We start from the raw sequence: 23,378 nt of genomic DNA, 5'->3' as shown, positions 1-23,378 counted from the left end.
GTGTGCGCTTCATAGCCTGTGCTTGTAGATAAAGGCACACGTTGGGAAACGTGCACCATCATAGGAAGGTGATATGAAAATATTAGGTATTATCGGTGGAATGAGCCCGGAAAGTACGGCAACTTATTACACTGAGATCAATCGTTTAGTGAATCAGAAAAAAGGCGGGAATATTTCTGCGCCTATTGTCATGGTGAGTGTGGAATTTGAAGAAATTGTGCAATGCCAGAAACAAAGTGAATGGCAACGAGCCGGAGAGATTCTCGCTGAAGCAGGAAAAAAATTAGAGATGATTGGTGCAGAGGGTATTGTGCTTGCCACCAATACCATGCATAAAGTTGCACCACAAATTGAACAAGCTATTTCAATTCCGTTTTTGCATATTTTAGATGCTACGGCAGATGCTATTAAATCGCGAGGCTTAAATAAAGTGGCTTTGCTCGGTACAAAATTTACTATGAGCGATAATTTTTATCGCGACGGTTTACAGCAGAGAGGCATTATGCCGATTGTGCCAATTGATGAAACTCAAAACGAAATCCATCGAATTATTTTTGATGAGCTTTGTGTGGGTAAATTTTTACCGACATCAAAAGCATTTTATTTAAAAATCATTGATAAATTGAAAAATCAGGGGGCAGAAGGCGTAATTTTAGGGTGTACGGAAATCGGATTGTTGGTTAATCAAAGCGACTCGCCATTGCCGTTTTTCGACACGGCTAAATTGCATTCTCAAATGGCGGCGGATTTTGTGTTAGGAAAAAACGTTTGAAAAAACGACCGCACTTTTGGGATTTTGATAGCGCACGCTTCATAGCGTGTGCTTGTAGATAAAGGCACACGTTAGGAAACGTGCGCTATGTGAGGGAATAACAATGAAACCTATTTTATATTTTGCCCCTTGGTGCCCCGACACCGAACCGTTTGTCGAGGAATTAAAAGCGTTACATGTTGAATATGATGCCTTGGATATGGCCGGCGACCGTTTAAATTTCAAAGCCTTTCTAAAACTGCGTGATAACCATCCGGCTTTCGATGATGCCAAGAGAAACGGCTATATCGGCATCCCGGCACTGGTACTTGAAAACGGCGATGTGATTTTAGATAAAGCACAATTAAAAGCGATTTTTGGTTAATTAATGTCGGCGGTTTTGCCAATCCGTCGAGAAAACTAAAAACGGTTAGAAAAATGACCGCACTTTTGGGGGATTAGATAGCGCGCGTCTCCTGACGCGCGCTAGTTACTCGCTGTATGGGCATGCGTCGGGAGACGCCTCCATCGTGAGGTTAGGATTTAATTTATTCATTTAATAATTTGAGTTCATATTTAATGACTAAACTTGAGAAAGATTTCGAATTTCTAAAAAGGATTTTTAAAAAATTCTTTGATAGAAATGAAATAAAAAGTAAGTTGAATCAATTTGATGAATTAAGCATTACAGGTTGGGAGATTTGGTTACAAGTTGAATTAATGATTTATCTTAATTCATTACCTGATGAGGTATCGGAGTTTTCAAGAGAAATACGATATGACTTAGATAAAAGAAAAAATAAATTAAGAGATTGTTGTGCTATTGATTTACTCATTAGACAGAAAAAGGCGCATAGTCCAATTCCTATTGAGATAAAACAACATCGCAGTGCTTCAGAATGTATAAGACGAATGCTTTCTGATATTGAAAAATATGATCAGATTAGAGAAAGCAATCGTCCAACAGATAGATTTTTATGGTGTTTAGGTATTCATAGTAAAGTCGAAGATGAAACGATAAGAAAATATCTTAGAGATTTTGATTCAAAATTTGTTTTTACTTACCCAATACCTAAAACAGAGTTTATGATTACATTATTTTAATATTCAAATCGGTGCCATAAGTTGCACCCTACAAACAGGAGAAAACAATGTCAGTAAAAGGCGACATCGGTGTTATCGGCTTAGCCGTAATGGGGCAAAACCTCATTTTAAATATGAACGACCACGGGTTTAAAGTGGTGGCGTATAACCGTACCACATCCAAAGTGGATGAGTTTTTACAAGGTGCGGCAAAAGGCACAAACATTATCGGCGCATACTCTTTAGAAGATTTAGCCGCTAAATTAGAAAAACCGCGCAAAGTGATGTTAATGGTGCGTGCGGGTGAGGTGGTGGATCAATTCATTGATGCATTACTACCGCACTTAGAAGAAGGCGACATCATTATTGATGGCGGTAACTCAAACTATCCGGACACCAACCGTCGTGTTAAAGCATTGGCTGAAAAAGGCATTCGCTTTATCGGTTCGGGTGTTTCGGGCGGTGAAGAAGGTGCTCGTCACGGACCATCTATCATGCCGGGAGGTAACCACGAAGCATGGCCATATGTTAAACCAATCTTCCAAGCAATCTCTGCTAAAACCGAACAAGGCGAACCTTGCTGTGACTGGGTTGGCGGTGAAGGCGCTGGCCACTTTGTGAAAATGGTTCACAATGGTATCGAATATGGCGATATGCAATTAATCTGTGAAGCTTACCAATTCTTAAAAGAAGGTTTAGGCTTAAGCTATGAAGAAATGCAAGCTATCTTCGCAGAATGGAAAAAAACTGAACTAGATAGCTATTTAATCGATATCACCACCGATATTCTTGGTTATAAAGATGCCGATGGTGAGCCATTAGTTGAAAAAATCTTAGATACAGCAGGTCAAAAAGGGACAGGTAAATGGACGGGTATCAATGCATTAGATTTCGGTATTCCATTAACCTTAATCACTGAATCTGTCTTTGCTCGTTGCGTCTCTTCATTTAAAGATCAACGTGTTGCCGCTAATCAATTATTTGGCAAAACAATTCAACCGGTTGAAGGTGACAAAAAAGTGTGGATTGAAGCAGTACGTAAAGCCTTATTAGCATCAAAAATCATTTCTTACGCACAAGGCTTTATGCTGATTCGCGAAGCCTCTGAACAATTTGGCTGGAACATCAACTACGGCGCAACAGCGTTGTTATGGCGTGAAGGTTGTATTATCCGTAGCCGTTTCTTAGGTAACATTCGTGATGCATATGAAGCGAACCCAGATTTAATCTTCTTAGGTTCAGATAGTTACTTCAAAGGCATTTTAGAAAACGCATTAAGTGACTGGCGTAAAGTGGTCGCAAAATCTATCGAAGTAGGCATTCCAATGCCTTGTATGGCATCAGCTATTACCTTCTTAGATGGTTACACGTCAGCCCGTTTACCAGCAAACTTATTGCAGGCACAACGTGACTACTTCGGCGCACATACTTATGAGCGTACCGACAAACCACGCGGTGAATTCTTCCACACCAACTGGACAGGTCATGGCGGTAACACTGCATCCACTACTTATGATGTGTAAGTAAAAAACTCGTGATAAACTCACCGCACTTTGTTCGCATAAAGTGCGGTTTATTTTTACCTTATTTTGGAGAAACCTATGTTATCTCAATCACGCTTAGATAAAATTTCAGAAATGGAAAACCTTCTCAATGAAGCGGAAAGTTTCTTAGTCGAAGCGGAACAATTACTTGAAAAATGGCAAGTCTTCTTACCCAAAATGAAAACCTTAGAACACTATTATTTTGATGGTGACTGGCGAGACGATTATCAAGCTTATGAGGACGGTAAGATCCCAGAGGATATGCCTTGTGGTGTATTAAGTGAAGATTTAGTGTTTAATGCGAGTACGGGACATCATAGTTTGGCAATTGAATATCTGAAAGTCGTTGCGAAAGTATTAGATCAAACGAAAGATTAATACATCTGGTTGTTTAAAAAATCATCGAAAAAGCATATTTCTGAACTTTCATTCATCTCTGTTTGTCTTACGGATTACTATCATGATAGATAGTTTTATATGTTAAACACGGAGAGATCCTATGAAATTAATTGGAAAATCACTTGTTATCGCGATGACTGTTATTTCCCTTGCAGCATGTGGGAATATGAGTCGCACTCAAAAAAATACAACAGCTGGCGCGGCTATTGGTGGCGCAGCAGGCTATATGATTGGCGGTAATGCCGCAACGACATTAGGCGGTGCCGCATTAGGTGGCTTAATCGGTAGCCAAGTTCATAAATAGTCAAAAAAATAACCGCACTTAATGAGTGCGGCTATTTTTTTATTGTTTCTCTGTTGCTTTTTCTGCGCTTGGTTTACGGCGTTTACCAATGTTTTTCGTATCTTTATGACGAAGTTTGGTTTTCTTCTTCACCTCTGACTTTTTCTTTTCTTCACGCTTTTCTTTAATTCGTGCTTTTTGTTTTTTAGACATAGATTTTACTTCCCCATCTTTTGGTGGTTTGGTACGAGGTTCTAAGCCTTCTAAAATACGAGCTTTCAAAAGCTCTTCCGTGTAGCGTTTAATTTTACCGAGCAATTTGTAATCATGTGCTTCAACAAAAGAAACAGCCGTGCCTTTTTTTCCTGCACGAGCGGTACGACCAATACGATGCAAATATGTATCTGCACTGTAAGGTAAATCGAAGTTCATGACATGCGTCACATCATCAATATCAATCCCGCGAGCAGCCACATCAGTAGCCACTAACACCGTAACAACACCTGATTTCAATTTATCAATAGCGTTATTACGTTGCGTTTGTGCCATATCGCCTTCTAGATAAGTAGAGCGAATGCCACGTTTACGCAAAGTGTCAGAAAGTTCTCGTACATCTTCGCGACGACGAACAAATACAATACCACGGCTCACTTTCTCAGTTTCGATAAAACGTGCAAGTAACTTAATTTTATGTTCATTGCTATCGGCGTGATAATACCACTGGTTGATTTTTTTACGCTCACGACGGCTTGGCTCGGCATCAATTTTTACCGGATCATTTAATAAACGTTCTGCAAAATCAACTAATAACTCCCCTTCTAATGTGGCAGAGAAAAGAAGAGTTTGTTTACGCCAACGTGTTTCAGCGGCAATTTTCTCTGCATCTTGGCCAAAGCCCATTTGCAACATGCGATCTGCTTCATCAAAAATCAGCATTTCTACCGCACGACAATCAAAGTTCTCTTCTTTGATGTATTGCAATAAACGCCCCGGTGTTGCCACCACGATATCCTGATTTGAATTAAATACTTCCCCATGATTTTGATAAGCCACGCCGCCGGTAATGGTAGCTATCTTCAAATGCGTGAATTGCGCCAACTCTTCCGCTTGCTCTGCAACCTGCATTGCCAACTCACGGGTTGGCGTTAAAATTAAAATGCGAGGCGCGCCTGGCTTACGACGCGGATAATCCAATAAATGCTGAATCGCAGGCAATAAAAATGCGGCTGTTTTCCCTGTACCTGTTGGTGCAGAACCGAGCACATCTCGCTCTTCCATGGCAGCGGGGATCGCTTCTAATTGAATTGCAGTTGGACGGGTGTAGCCTTTCTTTTCTAAGGCTTTTAATAATTCGGGGGAAAGATCGAATTCTTCAAATGGGGATAAATTCATTATTTTGCGTTAATTTGTTAAAATTGTGGCTGATTATACCTGAAAGTGCGGTCATTTTCCGCAAGATTTTATGGGCAGCTTTACCTTCAAACAATTCCATATTAATCAACAACATTGTGCAATGAAAGTCGGCACAGATGGCATTTTACTTGGTGCTTGGGCGGATGTGTCTGATTGTCAGCGTATTCTTGATATGGGGACTGGCACAGGCTTGGTTGCATTAATGCTCGCCCAACGAAGTCATGAGTATTGTCAAATTGAAGCCATTGAACTTGATCCCCTTGCAGCACAACAAGCGCAAGAAAACTTTAAGGCCTCACCATGGCACAATCGCCTTCATTTAACACACCAAGATGTGCAAACTTATTGCCAAAAAACAGCACATCAATATGATTTAATTGTGGCGAATCCGCCTTATTTTACGCAAGGTGTGGAATGTAAAAATGATGAGCGTGCACTTGCCCGTTATGTTCAACAAAGTCATTTAGATTGGCTAAATTGGGCGGCAAGTTGTTTATCCGAAAAAGGAAAAATCAGTTTTGTCTTGCCTTATGAGGCGGGAAAAACATTGATAAATTCAACCGCACTTTATTGCATCAAGCAGACGGATGTCATTACAAAAATAGGAAAAGATCCACAGCGGATGTTGCTCACGTTTAGCCGAGAGAATTTGCCACAGGTAAAAGATAGCTTGGTGATTTATGATGAAAACAATCAGTACACCGAAGCATTTATTGCGTTAACGAAGGCATTCTATTTGAAAATGTAAGGGCATATTACTATGCCCTTTTTTATTGATGTGATTAGTGGCTTTCCGCTTTGACGAGTTTCGTCCAGTTGTAATAACCATATAATGAGTTAAGTAAGTAAGCACTATACATTAAGTACATCGCTGGCTGCTCTGCCCAAAGTAAAATGGAAAGCACATTTAAGACAATCCACAATAACCATTGCTCACGATAACGCAAAATCATCAATAATTGCGCCGCTACAGTGATAATTGTGGTTAAACCATCTAATCCTGTAGAGCTCCCACCCGCTGCTTTTAAAGCCTGCACAAAGCAGAATGTACCAATCCCAACACTCACGAGTAACATTGCCCAACCTTTTGGCGTCAAGGCTTTTGCAATTACACTTTCACCACCATTATCATTTTGCATGTGTTGTTTCCACATAAAATAGCCGATAAATTGTGATGGGATATACACATAGAGCACCGTATTCATTTCACCAAGGAAATTGTTTCCCCAGGCAACATAAAAATAGGTGTAAGCAAAAATAAGCCCAAAGAAATAATTGCTAATTTTTCCTTTACTCACCAATACCACACAGAGAATACCTGCAATACCCGAAATCATGCCTAATGGGCTATCTGGTGCAAGAACATAAGCAATAATTTGCGCAGCAAGGAAAATAACTACCCATGCCACTTCAAAAGGCTTCCAACCGGATAAAAATTCTTCTTTAAGTCGTTCTGTCCAATTCATGGAACACTCCTGTTTTATGAAAAAGTATGCCATTTTTACACCGCACTTTTTTAAAGTAAAGCTTAGGTGATATTTAATTTAATTATTGTGAGAAAAATCACACTTTACTTTTCATGCTTTTACTCGTCTTCACCTTGCATTCCCTTATAATCAGACTACAATATCGGCCCATTTTAAGAGATTCATTAAGAGGAAGATAATGTCATTTGCAATCGGTCAACGTTGGATTAGCGAAACAGAAAATAGCCTCGGATTAGGGATGATTACCGCCTTAAATTTCCGTTCTGTAACCCTTCACTTTCCTGCCTCGGATGAAACCCGAATTTATGCGGTGGCACAAGCGCCATTAACCCGAATTGCATTAAATAAAGGAGAACAACTTCATCACCAAGCTGGTTGGCAAGGTAAAGTCCTCGATATTCAAGAAATGAATGGTCTCTTATTTTATTTAGTCAAAAATATGCAAGGCGAAGAGATTATCGTCAATGAAAAAGAACTTTCTCCGATTATCTCCTTTAGCCAAGCGAAAGATCGCCTCTTTTCATCGCAAATTGACCGCAGTGAACATTTTGCGTTGCGCTATCAAACCCTTCTGCATCAACAAGCTCAATTTCAATCGCCTTTGCGAGGCTTACGAGGTAATCGTGCGGGTTTAATTCCTCATCAGCTTCATATTGCGCAAGAGGTAGGAAATCGTATCAATCCTCGTGTGCTCTTAGCGGATGAAGTGGGGTTAGGTAAAACCATTGAAGCGGGGATGATTTTGCAAAACCAGCTTTTTGCTGAAAAAGTACAACGTGTGTTAATTATTGTACCGGAGACCTTGCAACATCAATGGCTTGTCGAAATGCTTCGTCGTTTTAATTTACATTTTTCATTATTTGATGAAGAACGTTGTGAAGATTTTGCCGAACAAGCCATTAATCCATTTAGCACGGAAAGCTTAATTATCTGTGCACTAGACTGGTTGAAAGCTCACCCTCATCGCGTACAACAAGCCATTGAAGCTGAATTTGACTGTTTAATTGTCGATGAAGCACATCATTTGGCTTGGTCTGAAAATGCGCCGAGTGCAGCTTATTTATTGGTGGAACAATTAGCAAACGCTATTCCATCTGTTTTATTACTTACCGCAACGCCTGAACAACTGGGCTTGGAAAGCCATTTTGCACGTTTACGCTTACTTGATCCTGAACGTTTTTATGATTACCAAGCGTTCTTGAAGGAACAAGAAAACTATCAGCCTGTTGCGGATGCAGTGCAATCATTGCTTTCAGAGAAGCCGCTAAGTGCGGTCGAAAAAAATCATATTTCTGATTTACTTCATGAGCAGGATGTCGAACCATTATTTAAAGCCTTAGACTGTCACAATGACGACGAAAAGCAAGCGGCACGACAAGAACTCATTCAAAATCTCATCGATCGACATGGCACAAGCCGTATTTTATTTCGTAACACACGCCAAGGTGTAAAAGGTTTTCCACATCGGGTTTATCACCAAGTAACAATTGATGCAGCTGAAGTAGACGAAAAAATTCATTGGTTAATTGATTTTCTAAAATCACACCGAAATGAAAAAATCTTAGTCATTTGTAAAACAGCACAAACGGCAATTCAACTTGAGCAAATTTTACGAGAAAAAGAAGCCATTCGCAGTGCCGTTTTCCATGAGAGAATGTCGATTATTGAACGAGATCGCGCGGCGGCTTATTTTGCAGATACTGATAATGGCGCACAAGTTTTACTGAGTTCAAGCATTGGTTCTGAAGGCAGAAATTTCCAATTTGCTTGTCATCTCGTACTCTTCGATTTACCAGAAAATCCTGACTTACTTGAGCAATGTATTGGCCGTTTAGATCGCATCGGGCAAATGCGAGACGTACAAATTTATGTACCCTGCCTATCAGGTTCTGCACAGCAAGATTTAGCACGTTGGTATCATGAAGGATTAAATGCTTTTGAACAAACTTGCCCTATTGGTATGGCATTGTTTGAACAATATGAAACTTTATTAAAAGTGCGGTCAGAAAATAAAGCAGATTTTGAGCAACTCATTCTCCAAACGCAAAAACAAGCAAAAGCATTGCGTTTAGCCTTGGAAAAAGGTCGTGATCGTTTGTTAGAATTAAATTCTAATGGTGGTGAAAAAGCACAACGACTTGCGGCAGAAATTGCTCAAACAGATAATTCGCCACAATTAGTCGATTTTGTACTGAATTTATTTGATATTATTGGCCTAGAACAAGATGATTTAGGTGAAAACAGCATTGTTATCACACCAACGGGCACCATGCTTGTTCCTGATTTCCCAGGACTAAAAGAAGAAGGTGTCACAGTAACCTTTGACCGACAACTTGCCCTTGCTCGTGAGGAATTAGAATTTCTTACCTGGGATCATCCAATGATACGTCAAGGCATTGATTTAATCGCTTCTAGTGACATTGGCAAAGCGTCGATGGCATTATTAGTTAATAAACAGCTACCTGCAGGCACTCTTTTGGTTGAATTGATTTATGTGATTGAAAGCCAATCACCAAAAGGTTTGCAACTAAATCGTTTTCTTCCGCCTACACCTGTTCGATTATTACTGGATAGCAAAGGAAACAATCTTGCCGAACAAGTCAACTTTAATACGTTGCAAAATAAACTTAAGCCGCTAAGCAAAGACATTGCGAATAAAATGGTCAAAATGGCTCGTCCAAATATTGAGCAATTAATAAAAATAGGCGATCAAAAAATGACTGAAATCGCACAAGCTAAAATTCAAGAAGCCAGTAGATTGGCAGATCAAACATTGAGCGCTGAGCTCAATAGACTTATAGCCTTGAAAGCAGTAAATAAAAATATTCGCCAAGCGGAAATTAATGTATTAGAAAAACAACGTGTGCTTTCTCTGGAAGAGTTAAGTAAAGCAAGCTGGCGGTTAGATAGCCTTCGGGTAATAATGACAAACAAGGAATAATATGGCACTTATTGAATACCATCCCCCTTTAGAACCGTATTTAGATATTATCTACCAAGATAATCATATCTGCGTGGTAAATAAACCAAGCGGTTTACTTTCAGTTCCTGGCAATCAACCTGAATACTATGACAGTGCTATGAGCCGGGTGAAAGAGAAATTTGGATTTTGTGAACCCGCACACCGTTTAGATATGGCCACTAGTGGGATTATTCTGTTTGCATTGAGTAAAGCAGCAGATAAAGAGTTAAAACGTCAATTCCGTGAACGTGAGCCCAAAAAATATTATCAAGCATTAGTGTGGGGACACTTAGAACAAGATAGTGGGGAAATTAATCTTCCTATGATTTGTGATTGGGAAAATCGCCCGCGTCAACGCATTGATTTTGTATTTGGTAAAAGAGCGGTCACGTTTTATGAAGTTCTAGAAAGATTACCGACTAACTGCACTCGAGTAAAACTGACACCAATCACAGGACGTTCACATCAACTACGTTTACATACACTCGCACTAGGACATCCTATTTTAGGTGACAAATTTTATTCTCACCCACAAGCTAAAGCGATGTCACCTCGCCTATGCTTACATGCAGAAGAACTTACGATTACGCACCCCATCACAGGTGAAAAAATGACATTCAGAGCTGAAGCTGAATTCTAGAAATGAAATATAAAAAAGGCTCACTAATGTGAGCCTTTTTATTTTATAACAAATTATTATTCCGCTGCTGCTTCAGCAACTTCTGGACGATCAACTAACTCAATGTATGCCATTGGAGCGTTGTCACCTGCACGGAAACCACATTTTAAGATACGGGTGTAACCACCTGCACGTTGAGCAAAACGTGGACCTAATTCATTGAATAATTTCGCAACAGTTTCAATGTTACGAGTACGAGCGAATGCTAAACGACGGTTTGCAACGCTATCTTCTTTTGCTAATGTAATTAACGGTTCAACTACACGACGTAATTCTTTAGCTTTTGGTAAAGTAGTCTTGATGATTTCATGACTAACTAAAGCACTTGCTAAGTTACGGAACATCGCTTGGCGATGGCTGCTATTACGGTTTAGTTGACGACCACTCTTACGATGGCGCATGATCTTATCCTTCTCAGAAAAATCTTAACCTATGACCAAACTAGTCTTCAGCAATACTTGCTGGTGGCCAATTCTCAAGGCGCATACCAAGTGACAAGCCACGTGAAGCGAGAACGTCTTTAATTTCAGTAAGAGACTTCTTACCAAGATTAGGCGTTTTTAATAACTCAACTTCTGTACGTTGTACTAAGTCACCGATATAGTGAATTGTTTCTGCTTTCAAACAGTTAGCAGAACGAACTGTCAACTCTAAGTCATCAACAGGACGTAATAAAATCGGATCGAATTCCGGTTTTTCTTCCTTGACTTCAGGTTGACGAACATCACGCAAATCAACGAATGCATCGAGTTGCTCTGCTAAAATTGTTGCTGCACGACGAATTGCTTCTTCCGGATCAATAGTCCCGTTAGTTTCTAACTCGATAACTAGTTTATCTAAGTCAGTACGTTGTTCAACACGTGCTGCTTCAACATTGTAAGCAATACGGTCAACCGGGCTATAACAAGCGTCTACTAATAAACGACCGATTGGACGATCTTCATTTTGTGAATGAGTACGAGCAGATGCCGGTACATAACCTCTACCACGTTGAACACGAATACGCATATTGATAGATGCGTTTTCGTCTGTTAAGTGACAGATTACATGTGATGGATTAACAATCTCAACATCACCATCGTGGGTGATATCTGCTGCAACAACAGGGCCAATTCCAGATTTATTTAATGTCAGAATAACATCATCTTTATTCTGTACTTTAACCGCTAGACCTTTAAGGTTTAAAAGAACTTCAAGAATATCTTCCTGAACACCTTCTTTACTACTATATTCGTGCAGTACGCCATCAATTTCTACTTCAGTTACAGCACAACCTGGCATTGAAGACAGAAGGATACGACGTAATGCATTCCCTAGAGTATGACCAAAGCCACGCTCTAACGGTTCTAAGATCACCTTAGCATGAGTAGAGCTAATTTGCTCGATATCTACTAAGCGTGGCTTTAAAAATTCTGTAACAGAACCCTGCATTTTATCCTCTCTTTGCTTTTAAGCTTAACTATTATTTAGAGTAAAGCTCAACGATCAGATGTTCGTTAATGTCTGCTGATAAATCAGAACGTTCAGGAACACGTTTGAACACACCTTCCATTTTTGCAGAATCAACTTCTAACCAAGTTGGTTTTTCTCTTTGTTCTGCTAATTCTAATGATGCTTTAATACGTGCTTGTTTTTTAGATTTCTCACGAACAGCAACAACATCATTTACAGAAACTTGGAAAGATGGGATATTTACAACACGACCATTTACGACAATCGCTTTGTGGCTCACTAATTGACGAGCTTCTGCGCGAGTTGCAGCAAATCCCATGCGATAAACAACGTTATCCAATCTACCTTCTAATAATACTAGTAAGTTTTCACCAGTATTACCTTTTAAACGGTTTGCTTCTTTATAGTAGTTACGGAATTGACGTTCTAAAATACCATAGATACGACGAACTTTTTGTTTTTCACGTAATTGACTACCATAGTCAGACAAACGCGGTTTACGAGCACCGTGTTGACCTGGTGCTGTATCAATTTTACATTTTGAATCAATCGCACGCACACCTGATTTAAGAAATAAATCAGTGCCTTCACGACGGCTGAGCTTGAGTTTAGGGCCCAAATATCTTGCCATTTTCTTTCTCCAACTATCCTATTACGCCATTAAACACGACGTTTTTTCGGTGGACGACAACCGTTATGAGGAATCGGAGTCACATCAGTGATGTTCGTGATACGGAAACCCGCTGCATTTAATGCACGGATTGTTGATTCACGACCCGGACCCGGACCTTTAACCATAACTTCCAAGTTCTTTAAGCCGAATTCTTTAACGATTTCAGCACAACGTTCTGCAGCAACTTGTGCAGCGAACGGGGTAGATTTACGAGAACCACGGAAACCTGAACCACCTGCTGTAGCCCAAGCTAAAGCATTACCTTGACGGTCAGTAATGGTAACGATTGTGTTATTGAAAGATGCGTGAATGTGTGCTACGCCATCTACAACTTGTTTTTTTACACGTTTACGTGCACGAACTGGTGTTTTAGCCATTCTTTATTTACCCCGACTATTTTTTGATCGGCTTACGTGGACCCTTACGGGTACGCGCATTAGTTTTAGTACGTTGACCACGTACCGGTAAACTACGACGATGACGTAAACCACGGTAACAACCTAAGTCTAAAAGACGTTTGATGTTTAGTGTTACTTCACGACGTAAGTCACCTTCAACGGTAAATTTACCAACTTCGTCACGCAGTTTGTCAATCTGCTCTTCAGACAATTCGCTGATCTTAACATCTTCAGCAATACCCGCTGCAGCACAAATGCTTTTAGAACGAGTTTTACCGATACCGTAAATTGCAGTTAAAGCGATTACAGCGTGTTTGTGATCAGGAATGTTAATGCCTGCAATACGGGCCACTATGCACTCCTATTATTTTAACTAATTTGGTATTCTGATCTTGAAAAGCCCGTTTTCAGGATACTCAAACAGAATACCAAGGACATAAATGAGTTGAGTAGTATAACTACTCAACTGGTTCTTTGCAAGAAGAAATGTTAATTAACCTTGACGTTGTTTATGTTTAGGGTCGCTACACAACACGCGAACAACACCTTCACGTTTAACAATTTTACAGTTACGACACATCTTCTTAACGGAAGCACGAACTTTCATTGCTTATCCTTTTTACTTAAATGAACAATTACTGTCCAAAACCTTTAAGGTTTGCTTTTTTTAACGCAGATTCATATTGAGACGACATTAAGTGACTCTGAACTTGCACGATAAAATCCATAATTACAACAACAACGATTAATAAGGAAGTACCACCGAAGTAGAATTTAACATCCCATGCTGATGTCATAATATAAGGGACTAAACATACGAACGTTACATAAAGACCGCCAATTAATGTTAAGCGAGTCATTACTTTATCAATGTAACGTGATGTTTGTTCACCTGGTCTAATTCCTGGGATAAATGCACCAGATTTTTTTAGATTATCTGCTGTATCACGTGGATTATATTGCATTGCAGTATAGAAGAAACTGAAGAAAATAATCGCTACCGCATAAACAAGAAGATATAAAGGTTGTCCAGGATTCAACAACATTGATAAGTCATTTAACCACTCAAACTTATCATTCTGACCAAACCATTGTGTCAATGTAGCTGGGAATAAAATAATGCTTGAAGCAAAAATTGCTGGCATTACGTTTGCCATATTAACTTTTAATGGTAAGTGAGTTGAATGACCACCTAAAATTTGACGTCCTTGTTGACGCTTAGCATATTCAACACGAATTCTACGTTGTCCACGTTCTACGAAGACAACAAAATAAGTTACTGCAAAAACAATAGCAGCGATTAGTAGAAGAACTAAAGGATGCATTTGTCCTTGACGAGCTTGCTCAACTGTTTCGATGATTGCATGCGGCAATCCTGCAACAATACCACCAAAAACAAGAATTGAGATACCGTTACCAATACCTCTTTCAGTAATTTGCTCACCTAACCACATTAAGAACATGGTTCCGGTTACAAGACTCACTACTGCAGTGAAGTAAAAAGTAAAACCGATATTTGGCACTAACTGTGGCAACATATTCGGTAAACCGGTAGAAATTGCGATAGCTTGGATAGTAGCAAAAACCACCGTTGCATAACGAGTATACTTGGTGATTTTTCTTTGTCCTGCTGCGCCTTCTTTTTTCAATTCTGCTAAAGCAGGCGAAACCGTCGCAAGCAATTGCATTACGATAGATGCTGAGATATACGGCATGATACCTAATGCTAAAATTGATGCTCGGCTCAATGCACCACCAGAGAACATGTTTAACATATCAATGATGGTGCCTTTTTGTTGTTCAACTAATTGAGCTAGCACGGCGGCATCAATACCAGGAAGCGGAATAAAAGAACCAATACGATAAACGATAAGTGCACCTAATACAAAAAGCAATCTGCTTTTTAGTTCACCAGTACCACTATTAGTACTTCTGCTTTGATAACCTGGTTGTTTAGCCATTTGCTAATTATTCCTCAACTGAACCGCCAGCAGCTTCGATTGCTGCTTTTGCACCTTTAGTTACACGTAAACCACGCACAGTAACTGCAGATTTCACTTCACCAGCTAAGATAACTTTAGCGAATTGAATATCTTTAGTTAAAATGTTTGCAGCTTTTAATGCTTCTAAAGTGACAACATTTCCTTCAACTTTTGTTAATTCGTTTAAACGAACTTCAGCAGTTACAGCTGATTTCATTGAAGTGAAACCAAATTTTGGTAAACGACGGTATAATGGCATTTGGCCACCCTCGAAACCACGACGAACACCGCCGCCAGTACGAGATTTCTGACCTTTATGACCACGACCACCAGTTTTTCCTAAACCTGAACCAATACCACGACCAAGGCGTTTTGCGCTGTGCTTAGCACCTTCAGCCGGAGATAGAGTATTTAAACGCATCTCTTACTCCTCCACTTTAACCATATATGAAACTTGGTTAATCATACCACGTACTGCCGGAGTATCGATTAACTCAACAGTATGGTGCATATGGCGAAGACCAAGACCACGCAAGGTAACTTTGTGCTTCGGTAAACGAGCAATTGAGCTACGAACTTGAGTTACTTTAATAGTTTTAGCCATTATCAATTACCCCAAAATTTCATCAACGGTTTTGCCACGTTTAGCAGCAACCATTTCTGGTGATTTCATATTTGCTAATGCATCAATAGTTGCACGAACAACGTTGATTGGGTTGGTTGAACCATACGCTTTAGAAAGAACGTTACGTACACCAGCAACTTCTAACACTGAACGCATTGCACCACCGGCGATGATACCTGTACCTTCGCTAGCTGGTTGCATAAATACGCGAGAACCAGTGTGAACACCTTTAACTGGGTGTTGTAATGTACCTTCGTTTAAAGCGACATTAATCATATTGCGACGTGCTTTTTCCATCGCTTTTTGGATCGCTGCCGGAACTTCACGAGCTTTACCATAACCAAAACCTACGCGACCGTTACCATCGCCTACTACTGTTAAAGCAGTAAAGCTCATAATACGACCACCTTTTACAGTTTTTGATACACGGTTTACTGCGATTAGCTTCTCTTGCAGTTCACCAGCTTGTTTTTCGATGTTTGACATCTCAATTTACCTCATTAGAACTGTAGACCAGCTTCACGTGCAGCGTCCGCTAAAGTTTGGACACGACCATGATATTTAAAACCGGAACGGTCAAAAGCAACGTCTTTAACGCCTTTTGCTAATGCACGCTCAGCAACAAGTTTACCTACTACTGCTGCGGCATCTTTATTACCGGTATATTTAACTTGCTCACGAATTGCTTTTTCAACAGTTGAAGCAGCGGCAAGCACTTCTGAACCGTTTGGTGCAATAACTTGTGCGTAGATATGACGCGGAGTACGGTGAATAACTAGACGAGTTACACCTTGCTCTCTCATCATATGACGTGCACGAGCTGCACGACGGATACGAGCTGATTTCTTATCCATAGTGTTACCTTAATTATTTCTTCTTAGCCTCTTTCATACGTACTACTTCATCAGAGTAACGTACACCTTTACCTTTATAAGGCTCAGGACGGCGATAAGCACGAATATCTGCTGCAACTTGACCAATTAACTGCTTGTCTGCACCTTTTAAAACGATTTCCGTTTGTGAAGGGCATTCTGCAGTAATACCTGCTGGTAAAGTGTGCTCCACAGGGTGAGAGAAACCTAAACTTAATGCAACTGCGTTGCCTTTAATTTGAGCTCTGTAACCAACACCCACTAGTTGTAATTTCTTAGTGAAGCCTTCAGTAACACCGATAACCATTGCATTAACTAATGCACGAGCTGTACCCGATTGAGCATTCGCTTCAACAAAACCTTCACGTGGAGTGAAAGTAAATTGACCATTATCTTGTTTAACTTCAACTGAGTGATGAATTGTGCGAGATAACTCGCCATTTTTTCCTTTTACTGTTAATAGCTGACCGTCGAGTTTAACTTCAACGCCGGCAGGAATATTAACAGGTGCCTTTGCAACACGAGACATTTTCCTACCCCTCTATTAAGCTACGTAACAGATGATCTCACCGCCTAAGCCCGCTTGACGAGCTGCACGGTCAGTCATAACACCTTTAGATGTAGAAATTACAGCAACACCTAAACCACCCATAACTTTTGGTAATTCGTCTTTACGTTTGTAAATACGAAGACCAGGACGGCTTACGCGTTGGATGCTTTCTACAACCGGTTTGCCTTGGAAATATTTTAAAGTAATTTCCAATTCAGGTTTTGCACCTTCTAAAACTTTAACACTTTCGATATAACCTTCAGCAGCTAATACGTTGGCAATTGCCACTTTTAGCTTGGAAGAAGGCATATTGATTGCAACTTTGTTCGCAGCTTGACCGTTACGAATACGGGTCAACATATCTGCGATTGGATCTTGCATACTCATTGTACTTTTTCTCCGATTCCAAAATAAAGTGGTATATTACCAGCTCGCTTTTCTAAGGCCAGGGATCTCGCCGCGCATAGCAGCTTCACGAACCTTAATACGGCTTAAACCAAACTTACGTAAAACGCCGTGAGGACGTCCAGTTTGGCGGCAACGGTTACGTTGACGACTAGGGCTAGAATCACGTGGTAAAGTTTGTAATTTTAACACTGCATTCCAACGATCTTCGTCAGAGGCATTGACATCAGAAATGATTTTCTTTAATTCAGCGCGTTTAGCGAAGAATTTTTCAGCCAATTTAACGCGTTTTACATCGCGTGCTTTCATTGATTGTTTTGCCATTATAACCTGCCTTATTTACGGAATGGGAAATTAAAGGCAGCAAGTAGTGCTTGACCTTCTTCATCATTCTTAGCAGTAGTTGTGATAGTGATATCTAAACCACGTACACGATCTACTTTATCGTAATCGATTTCAGGGAAGATGATTTGTTCACGCACACCCATGCTGTAGTTACCACGACCATCAAATGATTTCGCGCTTAAACCGCGGAAGTCACGAATACGTGGAACAGCAATTGTAATTAAACGTTCAAAGAACTCCCACATACGCTCACCGCGTAGTGTTACTTTACAACCGATTGGATATCCCTGACGGATTTTAAAGCCAGCAACAGATTTACGAGCTTTAGTTACTAAAGGTTTTTGACCGCTAATTGCTGCTAAGTCCGCTACTGCGTTGTCTAGCAATTTCTTATCGGTCAATGCTTCACCCACACCCATATTCAGGGTAATCTTTTCGATTCGTGGGACTTGCATGACAGATTTGTAGCCGAATTTATTTTTTAACTCGTTTACTACTTGATCTCTGTAGTAATCATGCAGTTTCGCCATCGCATTACTCCAGTTTGTTAGATAATTTCATTGTTAGATTTGAAGAAACGTACTTTTTTGCCGTCTTCGAATCTAAAACCTACACGGTCAGCTTTGTTTGTTTTTGGATTGAAAATCGCAACGTTAGAAGCATCAATAGCCGCTTCTTTTTTCACTAAACCACCAGCTTGTCCTAAAGCAGGAACTGGTTTTTCATGTTTAGTGATGATGTTGATACCTTCAACAAACACTTTACCGTTTGGTAACACTTTAGTTACCTTGCCACGCTTGCCTTTGTCTTTACCGGCAAGTACGATTACTTCATCGTTTTGACGAATTTTTGCAGCCATTTCTCACTTCTCCTTACAGTACTTCTGGTGCCAAAGAAATGATCTTCATGAATTTCTCAGAACGAAGTTCACGAGTCACCGGTCCAAAAATACGAGTACCGATTGGTTGCTCTGTGTTATTGTTTAAAATTACACAAGCGTTACCATCGAAGCGAATGACTGATCCGTCTGGGCGACGAACACCCTTCTTGGTGCGCACAACAACTGCTTTTAATACATCACCTTTTTTAACTTTACCGCGTGGAATTGCTTCTTTCACAGTAACTTTGATGATATCACCAATAGCAGCATAACGACGGTGCGATCCACCTAGAACCTTGATACACATTACGCTGCGAGCACCAGAGTTATCGGCAACATCCAGCATAGTCTGTTCTTGGATCATATTTTATGCTCCGTTAAGTTAATAATACACCCTTGCGGGACGAACCTATCCATGCCTTATAAAGATATATGGCGGATAGGTGGCGGAGTTTACCAAAATCAAGCTAGAAACGCAATCAAAATTTTATGCTTAAATTAGCCTATTTAAAGTGCGGTCAAATTTTTATGACTTTTTAGCAAGTCTTGGAAAGAAAAAAGCCAACGGTATAACCATTGGCTTTTATTTTTTAACTTGTTAATTAAGCAATAACTGCTTTCTCAACAACACGAACTAAAGTCCAAGATTTGGTTTTAGAGAGAGGACGACATTCGCGAATCTCTACTACATCACCTAATTTGGCTTCGTTGTTCTCATCGTGTACGTGTAATTTAGTTGTACGACGGATAAATTTACCGTATAACGGGTGTTTTACCTTACGTTCAATAGCAACAACGAAAGATTTTTCCATTTTGTCGCTAACAACTTTACCTTGTACGCTACGAATTTTATCAGTCATTACTCACCCGCCTTCTCAGTTAAAATGGTTTTAACACGTGCGATATCACGACGCACTTGTTTAGCCTGATGGGTTTGTTGAAGCTGACCGGTGGCTGTTTGCATACGCAATTTGAATTGTTCACCTAAAAGGTTCACTAACTCATTATTCAGCTCTTCAACACTTTTTGTACGTAAATCTTGAGCTTTCATTACATCACCGTCTTAGTTACGAAGGTGGTCTTGATTGGCAATTTAGCAGCTGCTAATGCAAATGCTTGTCTTGCGATCTCTTCTGACACACCATCCATTTCATAAAGTACTTTACCCGGTTGGATTAAGGCTACCCAGTACTCAACGTTACCTTTACCTTTACCCATACGGACTTCTAATGGTTTTTCAGTAATTGGTTTATCTGGGAAAACACGAATCCAGATTTTACCTTGACGTTTAACTGCACGTGTCATTGCACGACGAGCCGCTTCAATTTGACGAGCGGTTAAACGACCACGACCAACTGCTTTTAACCCGAATGTACCGAAGCTAACTTCAGTACCACCCGCGATACCACGGTTACGGCCTTTGTGAACTTTACGGAATTTTGTACGTTTTGGTTGCAACATTTAGCGTTTCTCCTTACTTACGACCTTTGCCACGCGGAGCCTTTTTAGGCTTGTCGGCAGGTTGTTGTTCTGATTGCGCAACTGCAGCCATTCCACCCAAAATTTCACCTTTGAAGATCCATACTTTAACGCCGATTACGCCGTATGTAGTATGAGCTTCTGCAGTGTTATAATCGATGTCCGCACGAAGAGTATGTAGAGGTACACGACCTTCACGATACCATTCAGAACGTGCGATTTCTGCACCACCTAAACGACCGCTAACTTCAACTTTGATACCTTTAGCACCTAAACGCATTGCGCTTTGTACTGCACGTTTCATAGCACGACGGAACATTACACGACGTTCTAATTGAGAAGCGATGCTGTCTGCAACTAATTTTGCATCTAATTCCGGTTTTTTCACTTCAGCAATGTTGATTTGAGCCGGAACGCCAGCGATTTGAGATACTGCGTTACGTAATTTTTCAACATCTTCACCTTTTTTACCGATAACGATACCAGGGCGAGCTGTGTGAATTGTTACACGAATACTTTTCGCTGGACGCTCAATAGTAATACGTGAAACCGAAGCGTTTGCTAATTCTTTAGTTAAGAATTTGCGTACTTTGAAGTCACCGTCAAGATTGTCGGCGAAATCTTGTGTATTCGCGAACCAAGTAGAGTTCCAAGGTTTTACAATACCTAGGCGAATACCATTTGGATTTACTTTTTGACCCATTGCTATTCCTCTACTTATTAACGATCTGACACAACCACAGTGATGTGGCTAGTACGTTTTAAAATACGATCTGCACGACCTTTAGCACGTGGCATAACACGTTTCATGCTAGGACCTTCGTCAACGAAGATTTTAGCAACTTTAAGATCATCGATATCTGCACCATCATTATGCTCTGCGTTAGCAATAGCAGACTCTAATACTTTTTTCACTAAAGCCGCAGCTTTTTTGTTAGTAAAAGTTAAGATTTCTAATGCTTGCGCAACTTTTTTACCACGAATTAAATCGGCAACTAAGCGAGCTTTTTGGGCAGAAGTGCGAGCGTAACGATGTTTTGCGATAGTTTCCATCTATTTACCTCTTATTTCTTAGCTTTCTTATCTGCCGCGTGACCGCGGTATGTACGAGTCGGTGCAAATTCACCTAATTTATGGCCGATCATTTCATCAGATACATAAACAGGAACGTGCTGACGACCATTATGGACTGCGATGGTCAATCCGATCATTGAAGGAATGATCATTGAACGACGGGACCAAGTTTTGATTGGTTTTTTATCCCCGCTTTCCACCGCCTTCTCTACCTTCTTCAACAAGTGTAGGTCAAGGAAAGGACCTTTCTTGAGAGAACGTGGCATGGCTTATCCTCTTATTAATTTAAATTATTTGCCACGACGACGTACGATATATTTATCAGTACGTTTGTTGTGACGAGTTTTCTTACCTTTAGTTTGAACGCCCCAAGGAGTTACTGGGTGTTTACCAAAGTTACGACCTTCACCACCACCGTGTGGGTGATCTACTGGGTTCATTGCAGTACCACGAACTGTAGGGCGAATGCCTCTCCAGCGGTTAGCACCAGCTTTACCCAATACGCGAAGCATATGTTCTGAGTTACCAACTTCACCGATTGTAGCAACACATTCAGCTAATACTTTACGCATTTCGCCTGAACGTAAACGTAAAGTTACGTAGTTGCCTTCACGAGCGATGATTTGTACATAAGCACCAGCAGAACGAGCGATTTGACCGCCCTTACCTGGTTTTAATTCAACGTTATGTACTGTTGAACCAACTGGGATATTACGCATTGGTAATGAGTTACCCACTTTAATTGGTGAGTTAACGCCAGATTGGATTTGATCGCCAACTGACAAACCTTTAGGTGCTAAGATATAACGGCGTTCACCATCTTTATAAAGCACTAAAGCAATGTTAGCTGAACGGTTTGGATCATATTCTAAACGTTCAACAACCGCTGGGATATCTAACTTGTTACGTTTGAAATCGATTAAACGGTAATGTTGTTTATGACCACCACCGATGTGGCGAGTGGTAATACGACCATAATTGTTACGACCACCAGTTTTAGATTTAGTATCTAGAAGAGGCGCGTAAGGTTTCCCCTTGTATAATTCAGGGTTCACGATTTTAACAACGTGACGACGACCAGCGGAGGTCGGCTTACATTTAACGATAGCCATTCTCTAATTTCCTCCGATTACTCTGCACTGTCCACGAAGTCCAAGTTTTGGCCTTCGGCTAAAGTTACATAAGCTTTTTTCCAGTCGCTGCGACGACCCATTTTGTTACCACGGCGTTTAGTTTTACCTTTAACAACCACAGTACGAACTGAGTCAACTTTTACTTCAAATAATTGAGCAACAGCAGCAGCAATTTCAGCTTTGTTCGCATCTAAAGCAACTTTAAGTACAACAGTGTTAGATTTTTCAGCATTGTTAGTTGCTTTTTCAGAGATGTGCGGTGCACGTAGCACGCTTAGCAAACGTTCTTGACTCATGCTAGGATCTCCTCAATTTGTTTCACAGCGTCAACAGTAACAATCACTTTATCGAAAGCGATTAAGCTAACTGGATCGATACCTTGAACATCACGTACATCAACTTTATATAAGTTACGTGCCGCTAAGAATAGATTTTCATCTAAGCTTGCTGTGATAATTAACGCATCTTCAACTGCTAAATCTTTTAATTTTTGTACTAATACTTTAGTTTTTGGTGCATCTAATTCGAATTTTTCAACAACAACCAAACGGTCTTGACGAACTAATTCAGAAAGAATGCTTTTGATAGCACCACGGTACATTTTCTTGTTCACTTTTTGGCTGTGATCTTGTGGTTTAGCCGCGAAGGTTGTACCACCAGAACGCCAGATTGGTGATTTGATATCACCAGAACGAGCACGACCTGTACCTTTTTGACGCCAAGGTTTTTTACCTGAACCAGACACTTCAGCACGAGTTTTTTGCGCACGAGTACCTTGACGAGCACCTGCTGCATAAGCAACAACAACTTGGTGAATCAAAGCTTCGTTAAACTCACGTCCGAAGGTAGTTTCAGAAACAGTTAGTGCGTTTGCACCTACAACTTGTAATTCCATCTCTATCTCCTAGA

37 protein-coding genes are annotated in these 23,378 nt (G+C 40.3%); 9 read left to right on the top strand and 28 right to left on the bottom strand.

Translation table 11 applies throughout. The annotated features are described in order from the left end of the window. The first annotated feature begins 73 nt into the window (after positions 1-73). The 6 genes from RDV53_RS04780 (at position 74) to RDV53_RS04755 (ending at position 4,081) form a co-directional block, all read left to right on the top strand. Complete coding sequence (locus RDV53_RS04780; protein WP_005695117.1) at positions 74-772, top strand: aspartate/glutamate racemase family protein; 699 nt, start codon at positions 74-76, stop codon at positions 770-772. 103 nt (positions 773-875) lie between these two features. Continuing rightward, positions 876-1,136, top strand: coding sequence for a hypothetical protein (locus RDV53_RS04775; protein WP_005695116.1), 261 nt, complete (start codon positions 876-878; stop codon positions 1,134-1,136). Between the two features lie 194 nt (positions 1,137-1,330). After that, on the top strand, positions 1,331-1,855 hold the full coding sequence (locus tag RDV53_RS04770; protein WP_005695115.1) for a hypothetical protein: 525 nt from the start codon (positions 1,331-1,333) through the stop codon (positions 1,853-1,855). Positions 1,856-1,902: 47 nt separating this feature from the next. Beyond that, a complete protein-coding gene (gnd, locus tag RDV53_RS04765; RefSeq protein WP_005695114.1) occupies positions 1,903-3,357 on the top strand; it encodes a decarboxylating NADP(+)-dependent phosphogluconate dehydrogenase in 1,455 nt (484 codons plus the stop codon). A gap of 78 nt (positions 3,358-3,435) precedes the next feature. After that, positions 3,436-3,756 (top strand): DUF4298 domain-containing protein, encoded by a 321-nt coding sequence (locus RDV53_RS04760; protein WP_005695113.1) that lies wholly within the window; start codon positions 3,436-3,438, stop codon positions 3,754-3,756. 121 nt (positions 3,757-3,877) lie between these two features. Beyond that, positions 3,878-4,081 (top strand): YMGG-like glycine zipper-containing protein, encoded by a 204-nt coding sequence (locus RDV53_RS04755; RefSeq protein ID WP_005695111.1) that lies wholly within the window; start codon positions 3,878-3,880, stop codon positions 4,079-4,081. A gap of 39 nt (positions 4,082-4,120) precedes the next feature. Here RDV53_RS04755 and srmB read toward each other — a convergent pair whose 3' ends face one another. Continuing rightward, on the bottom strand, positions 4,121-5,452 hold the full coding sequence (gene srmB, locus RDV53_RS04750; RefSeq protein WP_005695110.1) for an ATP-dependent RNA helicase SrmB: 1,332 nt from the start codon (positions 5,450-5,452) through the stop codon (positions 4,121-4,123). Positions 5,453-5,522: 70 nt separating this feature from the next. Between srmB and RDV53_RS04745 the strand changes: the two genes are divergently transcribed. After that, positions 5,523-6,221, top strand: a complete 699-nt coding sequence (locus RDV53_RS04745; protein ID WP_005695108.1) for a tRNA1(Val) (adenine(37)-N6)-methyltransferase — start codon at positions 5,523-5,525, stop codon at positions 6,219-6,221. A 34-nt stretch (positions 6,222-6,255) separates the two neighbouring features. Here the strand turns inward: RDV53_RS04745 and pnuC are convergent, their stop codons facing one another. Then, positions 6,256-6,939 (bottom strand): nicotinamide riboside transporter PnuC, encoded by a 684-nt coding sequence (gene pnuC / locus RDV53_RS04740; RefSeq protein ID WP_032822543.1) that lies wholly within the window; start codon positions 6,937-6,939, stop codon positions 6,256-6,258. Positions 6,940-7,138: 199 nt separating this feature from the next. Here pnuC and rapA point away from each other — a divergent pair, with 199 nt between their 5' ends. After that, positions 7,139-9,901, top strand: a complete 2,763-nt coding sequence (rapA, locus tag RDV53_RS04735) for an RNA polymerase-associated protein RapA (RefSeq protein WP_005695106.1) — start codon at positions 7,139-7,141, stop codon at positions 9,899-9,901. Between the two features lies 1 nt (position 9,902). After that, positions 9,903-10,562, top strand: a complete 660-nt coding sequence (gene rluA, locus RDV53_RS04730; RefSeq protein WP_005695105.1) for a bifunctional tRNA pseudouridine(32) synthase/23S rRNA pseudouridine(746) synthase RluA — start codon at positions 9,903-9,905, stop codon at positions 10,560-10,562. 56 nt (positions 10,563-10,618) lie between these two features. On the opposite strand, the gene rplQ is transcribed toward rluA, so the two are convergent. From rplQ to rplD, 26 genes are all read right to left on the bottom strand, one after another. Continuing rightward, on the bottom strand, positions 10,619-11,002 hold the full coding sequence (gene rplQ, locus RDV53_RS04725; RefSeq protein ID WP_005695104.1) for a 50S ribosomal protein L17: 384 nt from the start codon (positions 11,000-11,002) through the stop codon (positions 10,619-10,621). 40 nt (positions 11,003-11,042) lie between these two features. Then, complete coding sequence (locus RDV53_RS04720; protein ID WP_005695102.1) at positions 11,043-12,032, bottom strand: DNA-directed RNA polymerase subunit alpha; 990 nt, start codon at positions 12,030-12,032, stop codon at positions 11,043-11,045. Between the two features lie 31 nt (positions 12,033-12,063). Further along, the gene (gene rpsD / locus RDV53_RS04715) at positions 12,064-12,684 is read right to left on the bottom strand and encodes a 30S ribosomal protein S4 (RefSeq protein WP_005625866.1); all 621 of its coding nucleotides are present in this window, start codon (positions 12,682-12,684) and stop codon (positions 12,064-12,066) included. Positions 12,685-12,713: 29 nt separating this feature from the next. Then, a complete protein-coding gene (gene rpsK, locus RDV53_RS04710) occupies positions 12,714-13,103 on the bottom strand; it encodes a 30S ribosomal protein S11 (protein WP_005543603.1) in 390 nt (129 codons plus the stop codon). Between the two features lie 16 nt (positions 13,104-13,119). Then, the gene (rpsM, locus tag RDV53_RS04705; protein WP_005548758.1) at positions 13,120-13,476 is read right to left on the bottom strand and encodes a 30S ribosomal protein S13; all 357 of its coding nucleotides are present in this window, start codon (positions 13,474-13,476) and stop codon (positions 13,120-13,122) included. Positions 13,477-13,617: 141 nt separating this feature from the next. Continuing rightward, positions 13,618-13,731 carry a 50S ribosomal protein L36 gene (gene rpmJ / locus RDV53_RS04700; protein ID WP_005625868.1) on the bottom strand — a complete coding sequence of 38 codons (114 nt, stop codon included), beginning with the start codon at positions 13,729-13,731 and terminating at the stop codon, positions 13,618-13,620. A 28-nt stretch (positions 13,732-13,759) separates the two neighbouring features. Further along, positions 13,760-15,085 carry a preprotein translocase subunit SecY gene (secY, locus tag RDV53_RS04695; protein ID WP_005695101.1) on the bottom strand — a complete coding sequence of 442 codons (1,326 nt, stop codon included), beginning with the start codon at positions 15,083-15,085 and terminating at the stop codon, positions 13,760-13,762. Positions 15,086-15,092: 7 nt separating this feature from the next. Next, a complete protein-coding gene (gene rplO, locus RDV53_RS04690) occupies positions 15,093-15,527 on the bottom strand; it encodes a 50S ribosomal protein L15 (RefSeq protein ID WP_005695100.1) in 435 nt (144 codons plus the stop codon). A 3-nt stretch (positions 15,528-15,530) separates the two neighbouring features. Beyond that, positions 15,531-15,710 carry a 50S ribosomal protein L30 gene (gene rpmD, locus RDV53_RS04685; protein ID WP_005695099.1) on the bottom strand — a complete coding sequence of 60 codons (180 nt, stop codon included), beginning with the start codon at positions 15,708-15,710 and terminating at the stop codon, positions 15,531-15,533. Positions 15,711-15,716: 6 nt separating this feature from the next. Then, positions 15,717-16,217 carry a 30S ribosomal protein S5 gene (gene rpsE / locus RDV53_RS04680; protein WP_005695098.1) on the bottom strand — a complete coding sequence of 167 codons (501 nt, stop codon included), beginning with the start codon at positions 16,215-16,217 and terminating at the stop codon, positions 15,717-15,719. 14 nt (positions 16,218-16,231) lie between these two features. Beyond that, complete coding sequence (rplR, locus tag RDV53_RS04675) at positions 16,232-16,585, bottom strand: 50S ribosomal protein L18 (protein ID WP_005695097.1); 354 nt, start codon at positions 16,583-16,585, stop codon at positions 16,232-16,234. Positions 16,586-16,598: 13 nt separating this feature from the next. Next, entirely contained in the window at positions 16,599-17,132 is a 534-nt protein-coding gene (rplF, locus tag RDV53_RS04670) for a 50S ribosomal protein L6 (RefSeq protein WP_005695095.1), read from the bottom strand. 15 nt (positions 17,133-17,147) lie between these two features. Further along, on the bottom strand, positions 17,148-17,540 hold the full coding sequence (gene rpsH, locus RDV53_RS04665) for a 30S ribosomal protein S8 (protein ID WP_005625877.1): 393 nt from the start codon (positions 17,538-17,540) through the stop codon (positions 17,148-17,150). A gap of 36 nt (positions 17,541-17,576) precedes the next feature. After that, positions 17,577-17,882, bottom strand: coding sequence for a 30S ribosomal protein S14 (gene rpsN, locus RDV53_RS04660; protein WP_005695094.1), 306 nt, complete (start codon positions 17,880-17,882; stop codon positions 17,577-17,579). Between the two features lie 11 nt (positions 17,883-17,893). Beyond that, the gene (gene rplE / locus RDV53_RS04655; protein ID WP_005695093.1) at positions 17,894-18,433 is read right to left on the bottom strand and encodes a 50S ribosomal protein L5; all 540 of its coding nucleotides are present in this window, start codon (positions 18,431-18,433) and stop codon (positions 17,894-17,896) included. Positions 18,434-18,450: 17 nt separating this feature from the next. Continuing rightward, positions 18,451-18,762: a 50S ribosomal protein L24 gene (gene rplX / locus RDV53_RS04650; RefSeq protein ID WP_005695092.1), complete on the bottom strand. Its 312-nt coding sequence runs from the start codon at positions 18,760-18,762 to the stop codon at positions 18,451-18,453. A gap of 13 nt (positions 18,763-18,775) precedes the next feature. Further along, positions 18,776-19,147 carry a 50S ribosomal protein L14 gene (rplN, locus tag RDV53_RS04645; protein WP_005619403.1) on the bottom strand — a complete coding sequence of 124 codons (372 nt, stop codon included), beginning with the start codon at positions 19,145-19,147 and terminating at the stop codon, positions 18,776-18,778. A gap of 238 nt (positions 19,148-19,385) precedes the next feature. Then, a complete protein-coding gene (gene rpsQ / locus RDV53_RS04640) occupies positions 19,386-19,643 on the bottom strand; it encodes a 30S ribosomal protein S17 (RefSeq protein WP_005695091.1) in 258 nt (85 codons plus the stop codon). Continuing rightward, a complete protein-coding gene (gene rpmC / locus RDV53_RS04635) occupies positions 19,643-19,834 on the bottom strand; it encodes a 50S ribosomal protein L29 (RefSeq protein ID WP_005695090.1) in 192 nt (63 codons plus the stop codon). Before rpmC ends, rpsQ begins: the two co-directional genes overlap by 1 nt. Then, positions 19,834-20,244, bottom strand: coding sequence for a 50S ribosomal protein L16 (rplP, locus tag RDV53_RS04630; RefSeq protein WP_005695088.1), 411 nt, complete (start codon positions 20,242-20,244; stop codon positions 19,834-19,836). The genes rpmC and rplP overlap by 1 nt, the downstream gene beginning before the upstream one ends. A 13-nt stretch (positions 20,245-20,257) precedes the next feature. Next, positions 20,258-20,965 (bottom strand): 30S ribosomal protein S3, encoded by a 708-nt coding sequence (gene rpsC, locus RDV53_RS04625; protein WP_005640982.1) that lies wholly within the window; start codon positions 20,963-20,965, stop codon positions 20,258-20,260. A gap of 17 nt (positions 20,966-20,982) precedes the next feature. After that, on the bottom strand, positions 20,983-21,315 hold the full coding sequence (rplV, locus tag RDV53_RS04620; RefSeq protein WP_005625897.1) for a 50S ribosomal protein L22: 333 nt from the start codon (positions 21,313-21,315) through the stop codon (positions 20,983-20,985). 11 nt (positions 21,316-21,326) lie between these two features. After that, a complete protein-coding gene (gene rpsS, locus RDV53_RS04615; protein WP_005539416.1) occupies positions 21,327-21,602 on the bottom strand; it encodes a 30S ribosomal protein S19 in 276 nt (91 codons plus the stop codon). A 24-nt stretch (positions 21,603-21,626) separates the two neighbouring features. Further along, the gene (gene rplB / locus RDV53_RS04610) at positions 21,627-22,448 is read right to left on the bottom strand and encodes a 50S ribosomal protein L2 (RefSeq protein WP_005640979.1); all 822 of its coding nucleotides are present in this window, start codon (positions 22,446-22,448) and stop codon (positions 21,627-21,629) included. Between the two features lie 17 nt (positions 22,449-22,465). Then, positions 22,466-22,765 carry a 50S ribosomal protein L23 gene (rplW, locus tag RDV53_RS04605; protein WP_005632756.1) on the bottom strand — a complete coding sequence of 100 codons (300 nt, stop codon included), beginning with the start codon at positions 22,763-22,765 and terminating at the stop codon, positions 22,466-22,468. Next, complete coding sequence (gene rplD, locus RDV53_RS04600; protein WP_005695085.1) at positions 22,762-23,364, bottom strand: 50S ribosomal protein L4; 603 nt, start codon at positions 23,362-23,364, stop codon at positions 22,762-22,764. Before rplD ends, rplW begins: the two co-directional genes overlap by 4 nt. Positions 23,365-23,378 lie beyond the last annotated feature (14 nt).

The organism is Haemophilus parainfluenzae ATCC 33392, assembly GCF_031191205.1.
GTDB lineage: Bacteria > Pseudomonadota > Gammaproteobacteria > Enterobacterales > Pasteurellaceae > Haemophilus_D > Haemophilus_D parainfluenzae.
Note: the sequence above shows the minus strand (reverse complement) of the source record. Positions and strands in the feature narration are given on the sequence as shown.